Raw genomic sequence first — 18,859 nt, 5'->3', positions numbered from 1 at the left:
CCACAGGCAGGGGCGGGAGCTTCATCGGGGAGCGCAACGGATAGCGTACGCTGGGATGATCATGGCTGAAATTGATTTTCCCGCGGAAATCCGCGCACTTCGAGCAACTTACAGCTCAATCGAGAACGTCACCGATATTGATGCCTTAAAGGCTGAGATAGCTGAACTGAGCGAGCAGGCCGGGGCTCCAGACCTCTGGGATGATCCCGCTTCTGCCCAGGTGATCACTTCCCGGTTGTCGCACCGGCAGTCCGAAGTCGAGCGCCTTTCCAAGCTCGCTTCCCGGATTGACGACCTCGAAGTCTTGGTGGAACTGGGCCAGGATGAGGGCGATGAGGACTCGATGGCGGAAGCAGCCAAAGAGCTTTCCTCGATTCGCAAGGCACTCGCGGAACTTGAGATAACAACGCTGTTGTCCGGCGAGTATGACGAACGCGAAGCTGTAGTGACCATCAGGGCAGGAGCCGGCGGCGTGGATGCTGCCGACTTCGCGGAGATGCTGATGCGGATGTACCTTCGCTGGGCTGAACGCCATGGCTACCCAACCACCGTGATGGACACGTCCTATGCAGAAGAAGCCGGCTTGAAATCCGCCACCTTCGAAGTCAAGGCCCCCTACGCCTTTGGTACGTTGAGCGTTGAAGCCGGCACACACCGGCTGGTCCGCATCAGTCCTTTTGATAATCAAGGGCGCCGCCAGACGTCCTTCGCAGCGGTAGAAGTCATCCCGTTGATCGAGCAGACAGACTCCATCGAGATCCCGGACAACGAAATCCGTGTTGACGTCTTCCGGTCGTCCGGTCCGGGCGGCCAGTCGGTCAACACAACGGACTCCGCGGTGAGACTGACTCACATCCCTACGGGCATTGTTGTCTCAATGCAGAATGAGAAATCGCAGCTTCAGAACCGGGCGGCCGCCATGCGGGTGCTTCAGTCCCGCTTGCTGCTGGTTAAGAAGGAACAGCAGGACGCGGAAAAGAAGGCATTGGCCGGAGACGTCAAAGCCTCTTGGGGCGACCAGATGCGCTCCTACGTCCTCAATCCCTACCAGATGGTCAAGGACCTGCGGACGGAACACGAGGTGGGCAACACCTCGGCAGTGCTTGACGGCGATATAGATGACTTCATCGACGCCGGCATTCGCTGGCGTACCGGCAACCGAAACGCAGCGGCTAACTAACAACCACTAATGTGTCCCGGATCACGTGAGGCTTCGGAATCCGCGACACGCCCCTGAAAGCCGCCGAATAGCGGCTTACCCGTGCGTATAGTCGAGTGGCCGGTGCTCTCACTTCCCCCATCGAAAGCCCGCGCTCCGGCTGTTGGACTGGGCGACTATGTCATGTCCGGCGGGGTTCTAAAGGGCCATGATCAGATTTGAGAATGTCACCAAGGTCTACGAGCAGAATGCCCGACCGGCGCTCGATTCTGTGAGCCTTGAGATCAACCGCGGCGAATTCACCTTCTTGGTGGGTGCTTCAGGCTCAGGCAAGTCCACCTTCCTGAGGTTGATCCTGAAAGAGGACAAAGCCTCGGCCGGATCCGTTTACGTCGCTGGCCAGAATGTTGCCAACATTTCGAGTTGGCGCGTCCCGAAGCTCCGGCGCGGGATCGGCGTTGTCTTCCAGGACTTCCGGTTGCTCCCTCAGAAAAACGTCTTCGCGAATGTAGCATTCGCGATGCAAGTGATCGGCAAAAGCCGCTCGATTATCAGGGAGACAGTACCTGAGGTCTTGAAGACGGTTGGCCTTGAGGGCAAAGAACGTCGCATGCCTCATGAACTTTCCGGTGGTGAGCAGCAGCGCGTGGCGATCGCCCGCGCCGTCGTAAACCGCCCTGGCATTTTACTGGCGGACGAGCCGACCGGAAACCTTGACCCCATCACTTCGATGGGAATCATGGGAGTCCTGGACAAAATCAATCAGAACGGCACCACGGTAGTGATGGCAACCCATGACGACGACATCGTCAATGAAATGCGCCGCCGCGTGGTGGAACTCAAGAACGGCAAGGTCATTCGCGACGAAGCCAAAGCGCTGTACACCTCGATGATTCCCGTGGTTGGGGAATCGCGCCGGCTGCGAGACGCCAGCGGGGAAGAGCTCAACCGTGCGCAGGGGGCACAGCTGTGAGGCTTTTGTTTATCCTGGGGGAAATCGGTGGCGGCCTTCGCCGGAACCTCTCCATGGTGATTTCCGTGGTCTTGGTGACTTTTGTTTCCCTGACGTTCGTCGGTGCGGCAGGAATGCTGCAGATGCAGATCAACCAGATGAAGGGCTACTGGTACGACAAAGTCCAGGTAGCAGTCTTCCTCTGCAATGACGGTTCGACGGCGGTCGGCTGCGCTTCGGGTTCGGCCACCAAGGAACAGCAGGACAACCTCCAGGCAATGCTGGAATCCCCGGCAATCAAGCCCTACATCAACGATTTCCAGTTCGAGTCCCAAGCCGAGGCGTACACGCACTTCAAGGAGCAGTTCTCCAACTCGCCGATTGTGGATTCGGTGTCTGAGGACCAGTTGCCGGCCTCGTTCCGGATCAATATGAAGAACCCCGAAAAATACGAAATCATCAGTGAGACGTTCTCCTCACAACCGGGTGTTGAAACGGTCAGTGACCAGCGGCAAGTGCTTGAGCGCATTTTTTCCTGGATGAACGGGGCCTCGGTTGCGGCCATAGGCGTGGCAGCGGTGATGATTTTCTGTGCGGTCCTCCTGATCACCACCACCATCCGGCTGTCCGCGTTCAGCCGACGGCGGGAGACAGGAATCATGCGGCTCGTGGGTGCGTCAAAGACGGTGATTCAACTGCCGTTCATCCTGGAAGGCGTGATAGCCGCCGTTGTGGGAGCATTATTGGCCTCGGTCACGCTCTGGCTTATGGCCCACTTCTGGCTGAACGGCGACTTGTCGAAGCAGTTCCTCAATACTCCGTTCATCTCCTCCACCCAGGTCCTGGTGATCGCGCCGGTACTGATTGCCCTTGGCGCAGGTCTGGCCGGCATTTCTTCCCTCTTAACTCTCCGGCGATACCTGAAGGTCTAATCGTGAACGCCCGAATTGAAACAACGGCCATGCTGACAAGCGAAAAGGAATCCTGATGACCACGTTGGACCCGAACCCCCTGCGTCGGCGCCTTGCGTCGGGCCATGCTCGGTTCCTGGGGGCGGTTCTTGCTGTTGGCCTGGCGGTCAGTCTCCTTTCAGGCGCTCCAACAGCCCAGGCGGACAGCCTTGAGGACCAGCAGGCTGCGCTGGAAGCAGAAGCGGCCCGGGTCCAGGCTTCGCTCGAGTTTGTCGACTCAAACATCGCAAAGGCCGCCGGTGACTTGGTGATTTACCAGGGCCGGCTTCCTGGTGCACAGCAGGCTCTGCTTGAGGCGCAGGGCCGGGTGGCGAGTGCGGTGAAGGAAGTCGAGGCACTTGCTGCCAGGGTTGAGCTTGCCCAGCAGAACAAGGCCAAAATTACGGAGCAGCTGGAGAGCGATAAGCAGAAGATCACGGAGACCAAGAAGCTGATCGGACAGATCGCTTCCCAGGCCTACAAGTCCGGTGGAGTTCCCACCAATATTGCACTCTTGTTCGGCTCCAATGAATCCGGAAGCTTGACCGAGTCCATGGATTTGGCTGACCAGGCCATGCGCAGCCAAAACGCGGCGATGACCAAACTCACCCAACAGAACGCCACCAACGTGAACTCCCAGGCGAGGCTTGTTGCTGTCGAGGAAGAAATCCAGGACCTGAAGGCCAAGGCGGATGCCGCGCTGGAACGGGAAAAGTCGGCGAGGGACGAGGCTGCGAGCAAGAAAGCCGAAGTCGACAAGCTGATTGAAGACACCACCCGCCTCAATGGACAACTGCAGGCTGCCAAGCCGGGCATTGAAGCCAACCTTGCCCGGGTGAAGGCCGAACAGAGTACGGTCGCCGCCGAAATCGTGGAGCGTGACCGGAAGCTGAGGGAAGCCTGGGAAGCGGAACAGCGCCGGATTGCCGAAGAGGCCGCGGCTGCGGCAGCCGCTGCAGCCGCAGCCCAAGGTAGGCCTGCGCCTCCGGAACCGCCGTATTCTCCTCCGCCGGCTGGTTCGCCGTCAGCGTTCGGCCTTCGGCACCCCTTCGCAAGTGCTGTCCCCATCACCTCCGGATTTGGCTGGCGTGCAACACCACCAGGCACCATAGATTTCTATGGCACCGGTGGTTACATGCACACGGGCATCGACTTCGGTGCGGCATGTGGCACGCCCGTCTATGCAGCGGCGGCAGGAGAGGTCTTCAACTCGGGCTGGAACTCAGCCGACGGCGGCGGATGGCGGGTAAAACTGTCCCATGGTGTGGTGCAAGGCAACTCGCTGACCACCATCTACTATCACAACAGCAGCATTGTCGTGGCAAACGGCCAGCAAGTATCGGCGGGGCAACTCATCGCATACTCGGGCAGCACGGGTAACTCGACAGGTTGCCACGCGCACTTCGAAACCTGGCTGAACAGTGCCGCAGTGGACCCCATGACTCTTCTCTAGCGTGCGGATGGCGCGCAGGGACTGTGCCGCGCTGGCGTACACTAGTTGAAATCCGCATCTAACAAGGAGTTCTACCGTGCCCAAGGAAAGTGGCCGTAAGGTAGTGGCCACCAATCGGAAGGCCCGGCATAACTACCATGTCCTGGACACCTACGAGGCAGGCATTGCCCTCATGGGAACAGAGGTGAAGTCCCTCCGTGAAGGTCATGCCTCCATGGTTGATGGCTTCTGCACCTTCTACAACGACGAACTGTGGATGGAGGGCATCCATATCCCCGAGTATCACCAGGGGAGCTGGACCAACCATGCCGCACGTCGCCGTCGCAAGCTCCTGCTGCACCGCGATGAACTGGACAAGATTTCGCAGAAAATTCGCGAGTCCGGCTTCACGGTAGTGCCGCTTCAGCTCTACTTCCTGGACGGCCGTGCCAAGGTGGAGATTGCCATTGCCCGCGGCAAGAAGGATTACGACAAGCGCCAGACGCTCCGTGAACAGCAGGACAAGCGTGAGTCGCTGCGTGAGTTGCGGGAACGCAACCGACGTTAGCTAGCGTGGCTCCGGGGAATGATCCGCCGGATGGATGCGTTATGATAGGTAGTCCGACGAGAGTTCAAAACTCTTGCCGGGTTTGGTAACAAAATACGGGGATGATCGGTTTCGACGATGTTAGTCGCGACAGGTGAAGCGGGCCGAGGATGCAGAATTATCTCGTAAACGCTGTCTGCAAACCAATAAGTGCCGAATCTAAGCGCACTGACTTCGCTCTCGCTGCCTAAGCAGTAAGACAGTCCGTCAGCCCGGGGTTGCTATCGCCCCGGTTCCTGGCGTCATTTAGATAGCCACTGCTGTTTGCCTTCGTCATTGAGGTAAACGGGACTTTTAGATGACTGGGCCCGGATCAGCCACCTGTTCGCAGGATGGCTGGGGCCGAGAAAATCCGACGCGAACTGCGCCCGGAGAAGCCCTGACAAAACGACATCGGACGGGGGTTCAATTCCCCCCATCTCCACCTCGGAAAGCCCTCGGATCCTTGTGATCCGGGGGCTTTCTTTTTGCCACAGGCGCCATCGTTCACCCACGGCGTATCAACTTCCGGACTACCGGCAACTGTATGGCAGTTGTACAGGGTAGACGCGTCGCCGAAGGTAGCGGTGAAGCGCGGCGGTCCTTGGCAGGAGGCACCAGATGACGACAAGCGAGGCTTTCGAAGAACAGGCGTCAGACGACGACGGCGCCTTGGACGCGTACTCACAAATTGTCATACGGGTTGCTGAGTCGGTGACGCCCCATGTTGCTGCCATCGAAATGACGAGTACAGACCGCCGCGGACGGGTTCGCGGAGGAAGCGGTTCAGCTGTGGTCTTCACCGGCGACGGCAACATGCTGACCAACGCCCACGTGGTGTCAGGCATCCAATCCGGGCGGGCCGTTTTCGCGGATGGCAAGCAAACTGATGTGGAACTGGTGGGCGCAGATCCCCTCTCCGACCTGGCCGTGGTCCGTGGCGTGAAGTCAACCCCGCCTCCGGCTTTGCTGGGCAATGCTGACACCTTGCGGGTGGGCCAACTGGTGATCGCCGTGGGGAATCCGCTCGGTTTGGCCGGCTCGGTAACTGCTGGCGTGGTGAGCGGGTTGGGGCGTTCCATCCCCGTAAGGGCGGGCGAGCACAGGCGGGTGATTGAGGATGTCATTCAAACCGATGCTGCGCTCAACCCAGGGAACTCCGGGGGTGCACTGGCCGATACGAGGGGACGCATCGTGGGTATCAACACCGCCGTTGCGGGCCTTGGGCTGGGGCTGGCAGTACCCATCAACACCACAACCCGGCGCATCATTGCGGCGCTGTTGAGGGACGGCCGGGTGCGCCGTGCTTACCTGGGCCTGGTGAGCACGCCAATACCATTGGATGCCAGTGCAGTGGTGCGGACCGGGCAGAAAGAAGGCCTGCGGGTGGTGGAGGTGATCCCAGGATCGCCCGCCGAGCTGTCCGGACTCCAACCGGGAGATGTGGTGCTGCGTGCGCAAGATCGCGCAGTGTCCAGCGCTGAAAGCTTGCAGAAATTGCTGTTCGCCGAGGCAATCGGCGAGCCGTTACCGCTGACTGTTCTCCGGGAAGGCAAAGTACTGAAGCTTACGGCCGTTCCATCCGAAATGAGCCAGCTGGCCTAGTCCTCGCGGACGTCCACAACGCCGATGAATCGGCTTCCTACGCCTTCATATTCGCTGCGGACATCGCCGAGGAAAAGTTCGGGAAGTTCGCTGTTCCGGTGGGTGCCACAGAAGACGAAGGAAAAGTCCGGCCACCATTTCTTGGGGCGAACGGCCTCGGTGTATCCACATACAGCACAGGTCAGGTGGACCCAGACCGGTCGCTTGCCGGTGCGGTTGGCCCGGGACTGTACCAACCACGCCGGAGGGTTGTCCTGGATGTCCCTGAGCTCGGCCTCGGAGAGTCGGGACGGAATGCCGTGGCGTTGGGCCATTTCCATCGAAATATCAAGGGCCAATGCGGCATCACGTCTGCTAATCACCACTCAACGATACGGGACTTCCCGGGCGTAGGCTGTGCACATGACTGACGCTGCGGTCCTTCCGCCGAGCACACCTCTCCAGAAACGCGTGCTGGTGGTGGCAATTGTGGCGTCGTTCATCGCTATCCTCGATGGATTTGTGGTGAATCTCGCATTGCCAGCCATTGGAAGGGAACTGGGTGGCGGCCTGGTCATCCAGCAGTGGGTGGTGGACGCTTACCTGCTCACACTTGGGGCATTAATCCTGGTTGCCGGTTCACTCTCTGACCATTTCGGCAGGGCAAGGATCCTTGAATGGGGGCTGGCCGGTTTTGCCGTGACCTCGGTGATGTGCGGGCTCGCGTGGACCGGCGAAGTGTTGGTAATCTCCCGGGCACTGCAAGGGATCGCCGGCGCGCTCCTGGTTCCGAGTTCGCTGGCCATGATCATCTCGTCGTTCTCCGGCCCGGCGCAGTCAAAAGCCATCGGGCAGTGGTCGGGCTGGACGAGCGCTGCGGCAATTGTGGGTCCGCTGATCGGCGGCATCGCTGTGGACCTGCTCTCATGGCGGGTGATTTTCTTCATCAATGTCATCCCCGCTGTTGCCATCTGGCCAACGCTTGCACGCCTGCGCGCGTCGGATGCTGCGAGGGACAAGAGCAAACGCATCGACTACCTGGGAGCTTTCCTGGCCATGGTTGGCTTGGGCGGCCCGGTGTATGCCTTCATCGAACAGGGGAGGGTAGGGTGGGGGAGCGCAGAGGTGTGGGTCCCCCTCGTGGCAGGCGTGGTTGCGATGATGATCTTCCTCTTCCACGAGGCTCGGACGGCTGAACCGATGTTGCCGTTGAGGCTCTTCATGATCCGCAACTTTGCCTGGGGAAATCTCGCCACTCTGGCCATCTATGCCGCGATCTCGCTGGGCTTCTTCGTGTTGGGCATTTACCTGCAGCAGGTAGGCGGCATGGGCGCCACGGTTGCGGGCATGGCGTTGCTTCCCGGCACAGTCATCCTCATGCTGGGTGCGTCCTACTTTGGTGGCCTCGCCGGAAAGTACGGCCCCAGATGGTTCATGACGGTAGGCCCGCTACTGTGCGGTGCGGGCTTCCTGATGTCATTGACTGTCCAGGAGCCGCTCAACTACTGGACCCAAGTGTTGCCGGGCCAGATAGTCTTTGGCATTGGCTTGGCCACGTTGGTGGCGCCCCTCACCGCCGCCATCCTAGGTGCTGTGCCCTCGGAGGAGGCCGGGATTGGTTCGGCTGTGAACAACGCTGTTGCCCGTATCGCGGGGCTCATTTCCATAGCCTTCGCAGGGGTGATTGTAGGACCGGCCTTCTCTCGGGACGGACTGTACAACGCTTTGCTGGTAACCGGGGGCCTGTTCCTGTTCGGGGCGGTGGTGTCCGCCGTCGGAATCCGGAATCCTGCGCAGGAAGCCGCGGCGTCCGCCGTCAGCGAACCTGATGCAGCCTCCGGCGACGGCGGTGCGGGCGGGCAGCGCGGCTGACCTCAAGCGCGCCCAAGCTTAGCGGGCCGGAAGAATACAGCCTTCATGCGTCTCGGCGCTCTGGACCCAGAGAGCTGAAGTGACTTCGTCCGCGAGGTCGAACTCGCGGCCTTTTGCGCCACTGCCGATGCGGACCACCAGGGCTCCTCCGAAGGGTTTGCGGCCCACCACTTCAACAGGCGCGTCCAGGGAGATCTCTTCAGAGGCAAGGTATCGCAGGAGGTCCGGATTCTCATCGCTGATTCGCGTGATCCGGCCGGAGTGGCCTTGGTCCAGTTCAATCATTCGGTAGGCGTGCGGCAAGTCGACCGAACCATCGGCCGAAGGAATCGGGTCTCCGTGCGGGTCCCGGACAGGATGTCCAAGCTTGGCAGACATCCGCTCAATGAACGTATCGGACACGGCGTGTTCCAACATTTCGGCTTCGTCGTGCACCTCGTCCCAGCTGTAGCCGAGTTCATCCACCAAGTACGTCTCAATGAGGCGGTGCCGGCGCACCATGGACAGTGCGAGCCGCATGCCCTGGGGGGTGAGCCTGATGGCGCTGTAGGGTTGGTGGTCAACCAGGCCTTGGTCCTTGAGTTTGCGCACCATCTCGGACACCGAGGAGTTAGCCACTCCCAGGCGCTGGGCAAGCTGGGACGACGTAATTGGCTTGTCCTGCCACTCCGTGTAGGAGTAGATGACCTTGACGTAGTCCTCGATCGAGGAGGAGGGCGTACTGGTCTTCACCCCCTAAGCCTACCGTGGCGTTGAACCCTGAACCTTGACTGCCCGCCAGGTCTGCGTCATGTACGGCAACCCGATGGTTTCACCAGGGGCATGGCCGAGGTGGTCCAAGAGGTACCACTCCAGGTTGCCCATGACTTTCGCTCGCGTGGCGTCGTTGGCGCGGAGATAGTAGCTGCGGGACTTGGTCAGTTCCATGATGTCCTCCGGCGTCAGGGCATCCTCCCACCGGGTCAGATGACTTTCCAAACCTTCAAACTCCGGGCCGATGACTGGCCGGAATCCGGGCTTGTGGACATCGCCTGCATGCATGATGCGCGAGAGGCGGTGAACCCACGGAATTGAAGTGTCCAATTGATTCCAGATCAGCCCCAAGGTCCCGTGGGGCCGCAGGATCCGGGCGATCTCCGTGCTCGCCGCGATGGGTTCGCACCAGTGCCAAGCCTGGGCAACGCTGACGACGTCGAATGCTGAGTCCGTCAGTCCAGTTGCCTCGGCCGTTCCCTCCAGCGCGTTGACGTAGGGGAAGGACTTTCGCAATTGCTCCAACATGTCCGTAGAAGGATCGACGGCAGTGACCTCCAGGCCGCGTTCAACGAGGAGTGCCGTGAACTTTCCTGTGCCTGCTCCGAGGTCGGCTGCGCATCGCGCCCCTGGAGGAAGCAGCCAGTCCACGGAATCGGCGGGGTAGCCGGGCCGCACGCGGTCATAGTGTTCGCCGCCGTCCTGAAAGCTCTGACCGAGTTCCTGCCGGCGGGAAGCATGCAGCCTTGGACCACGCGGCCCGGTTGGTCCGGGAGTGCGTGGCTGTCCGCTGGAGGCAGCGGGTGAACGCAGGGCCACGAAAAGCTCCTTCAAAGGGTCCCTAAAAGTACCCTACGAATTTACCGCAGTGTCTCTAGTCCGCAGTGCTTCTAGTCCACAGTGCAGGGGGCTGCGCCCGCAGTGCCGGGAGTGTTCGGGGCCCATTCGGGGTAGCTGCGATGGTCATTTGCAGGAACCCAACGGCCCTCGTCCACCACATAGTCCCAGCCCAGTCCGTCGCGCTTGAGTCCTTCGATGCCTGCGAGCAGCCTGGTGGCGTCCTCCAACCGGGAGCCGACGCCGAAGCTGGCGCGCAAGGATCCGGACGGGAGCCCGAGGCGTTTTAGGAGAGGGTGGGCGCAGAACCGGCCATCGCGGAGGCCAACGCCGTGCTCGGCCGCCAGGTAAGCCGCAACCAGTCCGGCGTCGAATCCTTCTACGGAGAAGTTGACCACACCGATGGTGTCCAGGGAGTCAGCGAAGATCTTGTGGACGGTCACGCCATCGATGGCCTCCAGGCCCTGCACCAGGTACGAGCGGATGGCGGACTCGTGGGCGTGCCACGCGTCCTGGTCCAACCCTGCGAGGACTTGGGCGGCGCGAGCAAGTGTCGCGGCGCCCAGCACGTTGGGGGAGCCGCCCTCGTGGCGCGCCGGGCCCGCGGCCCAGCTGACCGAGTCCAGGCGCGCTTCACGTACCGCCCCGCCTCCGGCAAGGTGCGGTATGCCGGCGTCGAGCCAGTCTGGACGACCCACAACGACACCCGCGCCGAAGGGGGCATAGAGCTTGTGTCCGGAGAAGACGATGTAGTCGACGTCCGCCTCGGTGATGTTGATCCGGCGATGCGGTGCGAGCTGCGCAGCGTCCACCACGATTCGTGCGCCGTATTCGTGGGCAAGCGAAGCAAGGCGGGCGATGGGAAGGATCTCCCCGGTCACATTCGAGGCGCCCGTCACGGCCAGCAGGCTGACCCCGCCCTGGGCAAGTTCGGCCTCCAGCTTGTCGAGTGTCCCGGCCAGGGTTGGTGCTGCGACGACGCTGCGGTGGGGGACTCCTTGCCACGGAAGCAAGTTGGCGTGGTGCTCGATGTCCAAGTAGAGGACTTCACCTGCAACCTCGCCGTCCACCTGTGGGAGGCATCCGGCCAGGAGGTTCAAAGAGTCTGTGGTGTTCCGCGTGAAGATTACTGAGTCATCAGCCCGCCCGCCGACGAAATCACGGACGATGTTCCTTGAGTTCTCGTACACCGACGTGCTGATTTGGGAGGCGTACCCGGCGCCCCGGTGAACGCTGGCGTAGTAGGGCAGGACCTCGTTGAGGTAGGCCGAGACGATGGTCAAAGCCGGAGCCGATGCGCCGTAGTCCAAGTTTGCGTAACGGACATGGCCACCCTGAATCAGCGGAGCCTGCAGCTCAGCGCCAGTGACCGCGGCAAGCGGACGCGCAGCGGTGGTCGTCTCTGCTGCGGATTCTTCGGCAAAGGACGGAATAGTGTTGGGGTTGAACGTGACAGTGCTCATGGAACCTCACTCAAGAGGGACCCCCATAGGGGGATCCGCGCTTGCCGCATCCGTTCCGGACCGGCCCGGTCGTCACCCGGGGCACCCCACCGCGAATGGAGGGTTGCCGGCCAGCAAACCGGGGTTTAGCGCTGGCACTCGTGACCTGTAAAAAAGGCTAAGGCACATCCGGGGACGCTTCCAAAGCCACTGCCTTTTGTTAAGCCCTTTGTTACGTCGGATGCCAAATCCCTTTTTCGCCGAATAAAAAACGGCGGAGACCCCCAAAAGGGGTCATCCGCCGCCGAAAATTCCGCCGCTGCTTGGGTGGGACAGGCGTGGAAAGTTTAGAGAAGATCGTCCAATCCGGGGTTGAGGCGCTTGAGAACTTCGGAGTGCAGGATCGAGTTGGTGGCCAGGGCGTTACCGCCAAACGGACCGTCTTCGCCTTCCAAGGATGTAAAACGACCGCCGGCCTCTGTCACGATCGGGACGAGTGCTGCCATGTCGTAGAGGTTAAGTTCAGGCTCGCAGGCGATATCAACCGCACCCTCGGCTACAAGGCAATAGGACCAGAAGTCGCCGTAGGCGCGTGTGCGCCAGATGTCCTCCGTCAGCCCCAGGAACTGATCCAGGTTGCCCCGTTCCTTCCACCCCGAAAGGCTGGAATACGACATGGAAGCATCGGCCAGGCGGGAAACGTTGGACACCTTGAGCCGTGTCGCCGAGGCGAGGGAGCGGCCCATGTAGGCGCCCATGTCCTTGGCAGCCCACCATCGTTTGCCCAACGCCGGCGCACTAACAACGCCCACCACCGGTTCCCCTTCATCCACGAGGGCAATCAACGTCGCCCACACCGGGACGCCGCGGACGAAGTTCTTGGTGCCGTCGATGGGGTCGATGATCCAGCGACGTGACCCGTGACCACTGCTGCCGAACTCCTCACCGAGGACCGCGTCCCGTGGACGTGAGCGGGACAACTGCCCGCGGATTGCTTCCTCAGCTGCCTTGTCAGCGTCAGTGACAGGTGTGAGGTCGGGCTTGGTTTCGATCTGCAGGTCCAGTGCCTTGAAGCGATCCATGGTCTGGGCATCGACTGAATCAGCGAGGACGTGGGCAAGGCGCAGGTCATCGTTGTAGGTGGAAACGGGATGGGTCATGCCACCAAACTATCCTGAATCGGACAATGCGTTGGGGACGTGAAGCCGGCAATGATCAGTTGACAGTGCCCAGTTCCTTGGTCTCTTTCGCTTCGAGCCTTGGGTCTGCACCCAGCAAGCGGCGCAAGGAGGCCAACCGGGCTACTCCTGATGGCCCTGCATGACCATCGTTCACCCATGCATCCAGCCCGCAATTGGTGGCAGCGGCACCGTGCTTGCAGCCACGGTCACAGGTCTCCGTGCCAGGTTCAAGATCCGGGAAGGAATGAAGAATCCGGTCCGGATCCACATGCGCCAAGCCGAAGGAACGGATGCCTGGAGTATCGATGATCCAGCTGCCGGACGGTGCGTCGTCGAGCTTCAGCGCCAAAGCCGAAGATGACGTGTGCCTGCCCCGGCCCGTCACCGCGTTGACGCCTCCAGTGGCCCGCTCTGCCCCTGTCAGGGCGTTGACCATGGTGGATTTGCCCACCCCGGAGTGACCGAGCATGACAGTGACTTTTCCACCCAGGTGCGAGCGGAGTTGGGACACGGCGGCTTTGTCCAGCCGGGCTGAAAGCCCGTCATCCGAGCGGGCATCGATGCCGCCTGCCTCGGAGTCAGCGGTCCGGCTGATGATCACGGGAAAGTCCAAGCTCAGATAATTGGCCAGAAGTTCCGCCGGATCCTTCACGTCCGCCTTGGTGATGAGCAGCAACGGCTCGATACCGGCGTCGTACGCTGCAACCAGGGCGCGATCGATGAATCCAGTGCGTGGCTCCGGGTTGGCCGCCGCAACAACCACCACGAGCTGATCGGCGTTGGCTACAACCACCCGTTCGATGGGGTCTGTGTCGTCAGCGCTCCGGCGAAGGAGGGTTTTCCGCTCTTCCACCCGGACCAGGCGTGCCAGCGTGTCGGGAGACCCTGAGACGTCACCCACCAATGCGACAAAGTCGCCGGGGACAACGGGATTCCGCCGAAGTTCACGGGCGCGGGCTGCGATAACGATGCGTTCGTCGGCGGAATCTTCGCCCACAATCGCCCTGTACCGTCCGCGGTCAACAGTGATGATCCTGCCTATTACGGCGTCATCGTGACTGGGACGATCCTTGGTACGGGGCCTGGATCCTTTTTTGCTGGGACGGATCCGTACATCGGATTCGTCCCAGGAGCGTGCGTCACGGCCCATGGTTAGTTGCTGGCCTCATCAAGATCGACGTTGGCATCGCTTGACTGCAGCATCGCTTCCCACATCTTTGGAAAATCCGGCATGGTCTTCGACGTCGTGGCGATGTCCTCAACTTGTACGCCTTCGACGGCGAGCCCAAGGATCGCCCCGGCAGTGGCCATGCGGTGGTCGGCGTAGCTGTGGACCACGCCGCCGTGAAGGGTCGCCGGGCGGATCACCAAGCCGTCGGCGGTCTCTTCCGCGTCACCCCCGAGGCCGTTGATCTCGGCGACCAACGCAGCAAGCCGGTCCGTTTCGTGTCCGCGGAGGTGGGCAATGCCGGTCAGCCGGGAGGGGCCGCTGGCGAGGGCGCACAGCGCGGCAACGGTGGGCGCCAGTTCGCTTGTTTCATCGAAGTCAGCACCCTTGATTTCCGCTCCGCCGGTCACCGTCAGTGTCCCGTTTTCGAACGTTACTTCTGCTCCCATGGTGGTCAGGATGGTTCGCCACTGGTCGCCCACTTGTGTGGTTCCGGCCGGCCAATTGGGAATGCGGACGGTGCCACATGTGGCCAGGGCAGCGGCGAGGAAAGGTCCTGCATTCGAGAGGTCTTGTTCGATCCGCTGGTCAAATGCACGGATGGGTCCCGGAGAGACCCGCCAGTGGTTGGGCACGGAATCGTCCACGACGACGCCGACGCTGCGGAGGACTTCCACGGTCATGGTGATGTGGTCCAAGCTGGGCACGGGCTTGCCCACGTGTTCCAGATGCAGGCCCTCAACGAAGCGGGCACCCACCAGCAGTAACGCGGAGACGAACTGTGACGAAGCGCTGGCGTCAATAACCAGGTGGCCGCCCCGGACCTCGCCGGTACCCTCTACGGCGAAGGGGAGGGACGACGGCGTCCTGCCGCCTTCTCCTGCCACTGGCACGCCGAGGGCGATCAACGCTTCGATGATGGTTCCCATGGGCCTGTTGCGGGCGTGAGGATCGCCGTCGAAGACGGTAGCACCCTTGCGCAATGCAGCCAACGGAGGGACGAACCGCATGACAGTTCCGGCCAGCCCGCAATCAATCGCCGTTTCAGCTCCCGATGCGGCGGGATCCACGGGCGTAATTTCCAGATCCGGACCGAAGGAGCCGCTCCCGGGGACCTCGGTGATGGTTGCCCCCAATTGTCGGAGGGCCTGGATCATCAGCGCAGAGTCGCGGGAATGAAGGGGAGCCCGCAGCCGTGAGGGACCATCCGCCAACGCGGCCAACACCAGGAATCGGTTGGTCAGCGACTTTGAACCAGGGACCGTCACCGTTGCATCCACCGGCCTCTTGGCATGCGGGGCCTGCCACAGAGGCAGCATGGTAGCGGCCTTGGTTGATTCGGTGTTTGAGGCGGTGGTACCGGTCATGCTTCCTTATGCTCCAACTGCGTTGTCGACGGCCTTGCGAACTGCTTTGTCTGCACGCTTGATCTGTTTTCCCGTCACCTTTTTGGCGTCGGCAGCCAAGTGCTCCGCCCGCCAGGCAATGCTCGGCCGACCCGCGGTATCAACAGAGGCCAGAAGCACACCACCCGTGAGGGAGATGTTCTTCAGCAACTGGGCCTTGCGGGCACTCCGGCCTTCCTTCGTGCTGATATCGGCGGAACGCCACTCCACGTACGAGTTCAAGGCCGACGTCACAGCCAAGACCGTGGCGGCAAAACGGGAGAGCTTGCCGAGCCCCAGCAAAGCTCCGGCGCCCAGTTGCGCGCCGCCGATGACGCGCGCCAAGGTCTTTTCGTCAGCCTTGAAGGGGAGGGATTCCGAGGCACGGCGAAGGACGGGCGAGAGTTGCTTGGCAGTGTCGTCCGCGTTCCTGAGCTTATCCAGCCCGGCGACGACAAAGCTGGACGCGAGCATGGGACGTGCGAGAAAACGGATAACAGACATGTCTTGCCTCCTGGATGGCTTGCCACATTAGTTCGATAAATGTTGTGTTCAAGGGGTGCAGTCTGCTCTAGTCTTGCACTTTTACGGAATATTTACCCAGCAGCAGCCGTTGTGAACTTCAGGTGCGGTGGAGACCGGACTGCGGCATTATGTTTGCCGCCTGTTGAACGGAGTTGGTTTTTTGACGTTGGTTAAGGACCGGGTGGTTCCACCGGAGCCTGCGTATGGGATGCAGCCGGAATCCCGGCAGCTGACAGTAGACTTGGCAACGATGAGCACCACTGAACCGGCCGCAGCGGCCATGGACCAGGCAACCGGCGCGAACGACGCGGCGGCTGTAACCGACGTCGACCCTGCTACGGAGACTTCCGAACAGCGGCGGGCGCGCTTTGAGCGCGACGCCATGCAGTACGTGGACCAGCTGTATTCGGCAGCCATGCGGATGGCACGCAACCCATCCGACGCCGAAGATCTGGTTCAAGAGGCTTATACCAAGGCGTTTTCTGCTTTTCACCAGTACAAGCCGGGGACCAACCTCAAAGCCTGGTTGTATCGCATCCTGACCAACACCTACATCAACCTTTATCGGAAGCGGCAGCGTGAGCCGCTGCAGTCCAACTCGGACACGATCGAGGATTGGCAGTTGGCCAAGGCAGAGTCGCATACTTCGGCTGGTTTACGGTCCGCGGAGACTGAGGCTCTTGACCATCTCCCTGATTCCGACGTGAAGAATGCGTTGCAGTCGATCCCTGAGGAGTTCCGGCTGGCCGTCTACTTCGCGGATGTTGAAGGCTATGCGTACAAGCAAATTTCAGAAATTATGAATACCCCGATCGGCACGGTCATGTCACGGTTGCACCGCGGCAGGAAGATGCTGCGGGACATGCTGGCGGATTACGCCGCCGAACGGGGCTTCAGGGCCCAAACCGATGATCAGGCCGCGGCCGGAAGCAACAATCAGGAGAAAGAGAAATGAGCGACTGCCAGGGATTGGGCGATTGCGACGATACGCGAATGCAGCGGATCTACGAGTACCTCGACGGTGCGTTGACCCGCGAGGACCTCAGTGAGATCAAGCAGCACTTGGATTCATGCGAGGAATGCGCCGAGCAGTATGACCTCGAGTGCCTCATTCGCACCATGGTCAAGCGATCATGCACTGAGTCCGCGCCGGAGAACCTGAAAAATTCCATTCTTGACAGGATTCATTCCATCAAGCCAGTGGACGCCTGACTCAACTCCTCCAGCTTTAACAGCGAAGGCCCCGGAAACCGCATGGTTTCCGGGGCCTTCGCTTTTAAGCCTGTGACGCTAAGCCGATGGCTTAGGTGTTGGGACGCTTGCCGTGGTTCGCGCCGCCGCGCTTACGGTCACGACGCTTACGTGCACGCTTGCTCATAGCTGGCCTCCTTCAGGGATTGATACTCAATAAAGCTGCCCTCCAGTTTCGCACATCCGGGTGCTGCGCCGCGAACCGGGGGGTGTTGTGGTGTTTCGCAGCTGGCCAAGGGCTAACTTTGCAGAGAATTCCGGATCGAGATACGGGCCTGGTCCAAAACTGTGCGTACGGTTTCAAGCGTCAAGGGTGTCAATGGCTGCGTGGCACCGTGTTGGCGTAACTCCACACGGATGTCGTCCCTGAACGACTGAACCAATAATTCAGCTTCCTTGAGGATTCGCTGGCCTTCGGGAGTGTAACCCGCCGCCCTGCTCCGAAAGGCCGCGGAGGAAGCGCCGGTGCGGGCGGCCTCGGCAGTGGCCGCGAGATCTGCGCGCAGTCCGCGCATATTGGCTCGGATGTCCTCCCGCAGGTTGTCGGCGAGCCGCCTGACAGAGGCCGAGATGGAGTCCTCGACGTCGGCCAGCTCTTGCCGACGGCTGTCCAATTCAGCGCGGCCGGCATCCGTAATGAGGTATTTGGTGCGGCGCCCTTCGGTCTCCGTGGCAACGAGCCCTTCCTCTTCCAGCTTGCCCAAGCGCGGGTAGATGGTGCCGGCACTAGGGGAGTAGGTGCCCCCGAACCGCTCGCCCAACGCCTTGATCAGCTCGTAGCCGTGCTTAGGACCTGTCTCGAGTAACGCAAGGAGGTATAGTCGCAGGGCGCCGTGGGCGAAGACAGGAGGCATCAAAGACCTGCTTCCCCTGGGACCTGGCGGCCATTTTCCTCCGTGGGCGCCGATCCGTGCATGATGTAGGTCTTGCCGGATACGGTATTGGTCCTCACCAGCATAAGCTTTTCATCCGGGCCGACAATCGTGTGTACGTTACTGCCGGGCTGGGCGTATATCTGGTCGTCGATCACTACGGTTCCGCTGGCCGATTTCGCTACGATGTCCAATCCGACGTCGTGTGGCAGCCGGATGGTCAGGTCGCCGGAGACGGAGTTGGCTCCGAGATCGTTGGTGTAGTCCTGAAGGTCGAAGCTGAGGTCGCCGCTCACGGTGCTCGCGCGGACGTTCTTGAAGGTGCCCGAGGCGGTAACTTCCCCAGAGACGCTCTTGGCGGTCAGGACGCCGTCGTGGTTTCTGGCGATGACCTCGCCACTGACTGTGTTCACGTGCAATTCGCCGCTGGTGTTGTCCGCCAGGACCGAACCGGAGACCGTGTTCAGGCGGGTGCGTCCGCTGATGCCGGAGACCATGCCGTCACCACTCACGGTTCCTGCTTCAACTTCTACGCCGGATGGCAGCGCGATGCCGACGATCACCGAATTGGTGCTGGTGCTGTTGACGGTACCCATCAGGTTGCGGAACCAGCCTTGAGGTCCTTGGAGTTGGTGGCGGACTTCCAGTCTGCCGTCGACAAGTGTGACCGTTAGGGGGTCGCCCGTGATTTCGCTGATTTCGATATGGACGAAGGGCTCGTCGTGTGTCACCACGTCAAAGCGGCCCTTAACGATGCCCAGTTTGAGAGAACGAACATTTTCTACATCGATGGTCTGCGGGCCCGTCACGGTCCATAGTTCCTCAGACATGATCCCTCCAAATTGCGATATATCGCGTCGTTAAGGAACACGATATATCGCGTTTAGCGAAGAGGCAATGTTTGATAGCG

20 protein-coding genes, 1 other RNA gene and 1 riboswitch are annotated in these 18,859 nt (G+C 61.0%); of the genes, 10 read left to right on the top strand and 11 right to left on the bottom strand.

What is annotated here, in order from left to right:
* Positions 1-61 precede the first annotated feature (61 nt).
* From prfB to RIF72_RS00750, 7 genes are all read left to right on the top strand, one after another.
* Positions 62-1,180 carry a peptide chain release factor 2 gene (prfB, locus tag RIF72_RS00780; RefSeq protein ID WP_309073003.1) on the top strand — a complete coding sequence of 373 codons (1,119 nt, stop codon included), beginning with the start codon at positions 62-64 and terminating at the stop codon, positions 1,178-1,180.
* Between the two features lie 187 nt (positions 1,181-1,367).
* Positions 1,368-2,132, top strand: a complete 765-nt coding sequence (ftsE, locus tag RIF72_RS00775) for a cell division ATP-binding protein FtsE (protein ID WP_309073002.1) — start codon at positions 1,368-1,370, stop codon at positions 2,130-2,132.
* Positions 2,129-3,043 carry a permease-like cell division protein FtsX gene (ftsX, locus tag RIF72_RS00770; RefSeq protein WP_309073001.1) on the top strand — a complete coding sequence of 305 codons (915 nt, stop codon included), beginning with the start codon at positions 2,129-2,131 and terminating at the stop codon, positions 3,041-3,043. The genes ftsE and ftsX overlap by 4 nt, the downstream gene beginning before the upstream one ends.
* A gap of 55 nt (positions 3,044-3,098) precedes the next feature.
* Complete coding sequence (locus RIF72_RS00765) at positions 3,099-4,514, top strand: peptidoglycan DD-metalloendopeptidase family protein (protein WP_309073000.1); 1,416 nt, start codon at positions 3,099-3,101, stop codon at positions 4,512-4,514.
* Positions 4,515-4,590: 76 nt separating this feature from the next.
* Positions 4,591-5,061 carry an SsrA-binding protein SmpB gene (smpB, locus tag RIF72_RS00760; protein WP_017198498.1) on the top strand — a complete coding sequence of 157 codons (471 nt, stop codon included), beginning with the start codon at positions 4,591-4,593 and terminating at the stop codon, positions 5,059-5,061.
* A gap of 97 nt (positions 5,062-5,158) precedes the next feature.
* Positions 5,159-5,527, top strand: a transfer-messenger RNA (tmRNA) gene (ssrA, locus tag RIF72_RS00755).
* 173 nt (positions 5,528-5,700) lie between these two features.
* Positions 5,701-6,684, top strand: a complete 984-nt coding sequence (locus RIF72_RS00750) for a trypsin-like peptidase domain-containing protein (RefSeq protein ID WP_309072999.1) — start codon at positions 5,701-5,703, stop codon at positions 6,682-6,684.
* On the opposite strand, the gene RIF72_RS00745 is transcribed toward RIF72_RS00750, so the two are convergent.
* Positions 6,681-7,004 (bottom strand): hypothetical protein, encoded by a 324-nt coding sequence (locus RIF72_RS00745; RefSeq protein WP_017198496.1) that lies wholly within the window; start codon positions 7,002-7,004, stop codon positions 6,681-6,683. The two genes, RIF72_RS00750 and RIF72_RS00745, sit on opposite strands and share 4 nt — an antisense overlap.
* 76 nt (positions 7,005-7,080) lie before the next feature.
* Between RIF72_RS00745 and RIF72_RS00740 the strand changes: the two genes are divergently transcribed.
* Positions 7,081-8,535: an MFS transporter gene (locus RIF72_RS00740; RefSeq protein WP_309072998.1), complete on the top strand. Its 1,455-nt coding sequence runs from the start codon at positions 7,081-7,083 to the stop codon at positions 8,533-8,535.
* Between the two features lie 18 nt (positions 8,536-8,553).
* Here the strand turns inward: RIF72_RS00740 and RIF72_RS00735 are convergent, their stop codons facing one another.
* The 7 genes from RIF72_RS00735 to RIF72_RS00705 all read right to left on the bottom strand — a co-directional run bounded on the left by RIF72_RS00735 (position 8,554) and on the right by RIF72_RS00705 (position 15,805).
* Complete coding sequence (locus RIF72_RS00735) at positions 8,554-9,267, bottom strand: metal-dependent transcriptional regulator (RefSeq protein WP_017198494.1); 714 nt, start codon at positions 9,265-9,267, stop codon at positions 8,554-8,556.
* A gap of 9 nt (positions 9,268-9,276) precedes the next feature.
* On the bottom strand, positions 9,277-10,101 hold the full coding sequence (locus RIF72_RS00730) for a class I SAM-dependent methyltransferase (protein ID WP_309073236.1): 825 nt from the start codon (positions 10,099-10,101) through the stop codon (positions 9,277-9,279).
* A 77-nt stretch (positions 10,102-10,178) separates the two neighbouring features.
* A complete protein-coding gene (locus RIF72_RS00725) occupies positions 10,179-11,588 on the bottom strand; it encodes an aminotransferase class V-fold PLP-dependent enzyme (RefSeq protein WP_309072997.1) in 1,410 nt (469 codons plus the stop codon).
* Positions 11,589-11,620: 32 nt separating this feature from the next.
* A riboswitch (SAM riboswitch) is annotated at positions 11,621-11,734 on the bottom strand.
* 180 nt (positions 11,735-11,914) lie between these two features.
* Positions 11,915-12,727: a histidinol-phosphatase gene (hisN, locus tag RIF72_RS00720; protein ID WP_309072996.1), complete on the bottom strand. Its 813-nt coding sequence runs from the start codon at positions 12,725-12,727 to the stop codon at positions 11,915-11,917.
* 55 nt (positions 12,728-12,782) lie between these two features.
* On the bottom strand, positions 12,783-13,898 hold the full coding sequence (locus RIF72_RS00715; RefSeq protein ID WP_309072995.1) for a ribosome small subunit-dependent GTPase A: 1,116 nt from the start codon (positions 13,896-13,898) through the stop codon (positions 12,783-12,785).
* A 2-nt stretch (positions 13,899-13,900) separates the two neighbouring features.
* The gene (gene aroA / locus RIF72_RS00710) at positions 13,901-15,283 is read right to left on the bottom strand and encodes a 3-phosphoshikimate 1-carboxyvinyltransferase (protein ID WP_309072994.1); all 1,383 of its coding nucleotides are present in this window, start codon (positions 15,281-15,283) and stop codon (positions 13,901-13,903) included.
* 6 nt (positions 15,284-15,289) lie between these two features.
* A complete protein-coding gene (locus RIF72_RS00705; RefSeq protein WP_017198488.1) occupies positions 15,290-15,805 on the bottom strand; it encodes a DoxX family membrane protein in 516 nt (171 codons plus the stop codon).
* A 181-nt stretch (positions 15,806-15,986) separates the two neighbouring features.
* Here RIF72_RS00705 and RIF72_RS00700 point away from each other — a divergent pair, with 181 nt between their 5' ends.
* A complete protein-coding gene (locus RIF72_RS00700; RefSeq protein ID WP_309072993.1) occupies positions 15,987-16,781 on the top strand; it encodes a sigma-70 family RNA polymerase sigma factor in 795 nt (264 codons plus the stop codon).
* A complete protein-coding gene (gene rsrA, locus RIF72_RS00695; RefSeq protein ID WP_309072992.1) occupies positions 16,778-17,038 on the top strand; it encodes a mycothiol system anti-sigma-R factor in 261 nt (86 codons plus the stop codon). The genes RIF72_RS00700 and rsrA overlap by 4 nt, the downstream gene beginning before the upstream one ends.
* 91 nt (positions 17,039-17,129) lie before the next feature.
* On the opposite strand, the gene RIF72_RS20065 is transcribed toward rsrA, so the two are convergent.
* The 3 genes from RIF72_RS20065 to RIF72_RS00685 form a co-directional block, all read right to left on the bottom strand.
* A complete protein-coding gene (locus tag RIF72_RS20065; protein ID WP_369299106.1) occupies positions 17,130-17,204 on the bottom strand; it encodes a 50S ribosomal protein bL37 in 75 nt (24 codons plus the stop codon).
* 112 nt (positions 17,205-17,316) lie between these two features.
* The gene (locus RIF72_RS00690; protein ID WP_309072991.1) at positions 17,317-17,931 is read right to left on the bottom strand and encodes a PadR family transcriptional regulator; all 615 of its coding nucleotides are present in this window, start codon (positions 17,929-17,931) and stop codon (positions 17,317-17,319) included.
* Complete coding sequence (locus tag RIF72_RS00685; RefSeq protein WP_309072990.1) at positions 17,931-18,779, bottom strand: DUF4097 family beta strand repeat-containing protein; 849 nt, start codon at positions 18,777-18,779, stop codon at positions 17,931-17,933. The genes RIF72_RS00690 and RIF72_RS00685 overlap by 1 nt, the downstream gene beginning before the upstream one ends.
* Positions 18,780-18,859: the final 80 nt, after the last annotated feature.

Origin of the sequence: Paenarthrobacter sp., from assembly GCF_031180005.1 — a bacterium.
Lineage (GTDB): Bacteria > Actinomycetota > Actinomycetes > Actinomycetales > Micrococcaceae > Arthrobacter.
This window is presented reverse-complemented; position numbering and strand designations above follow the sequence as displayed.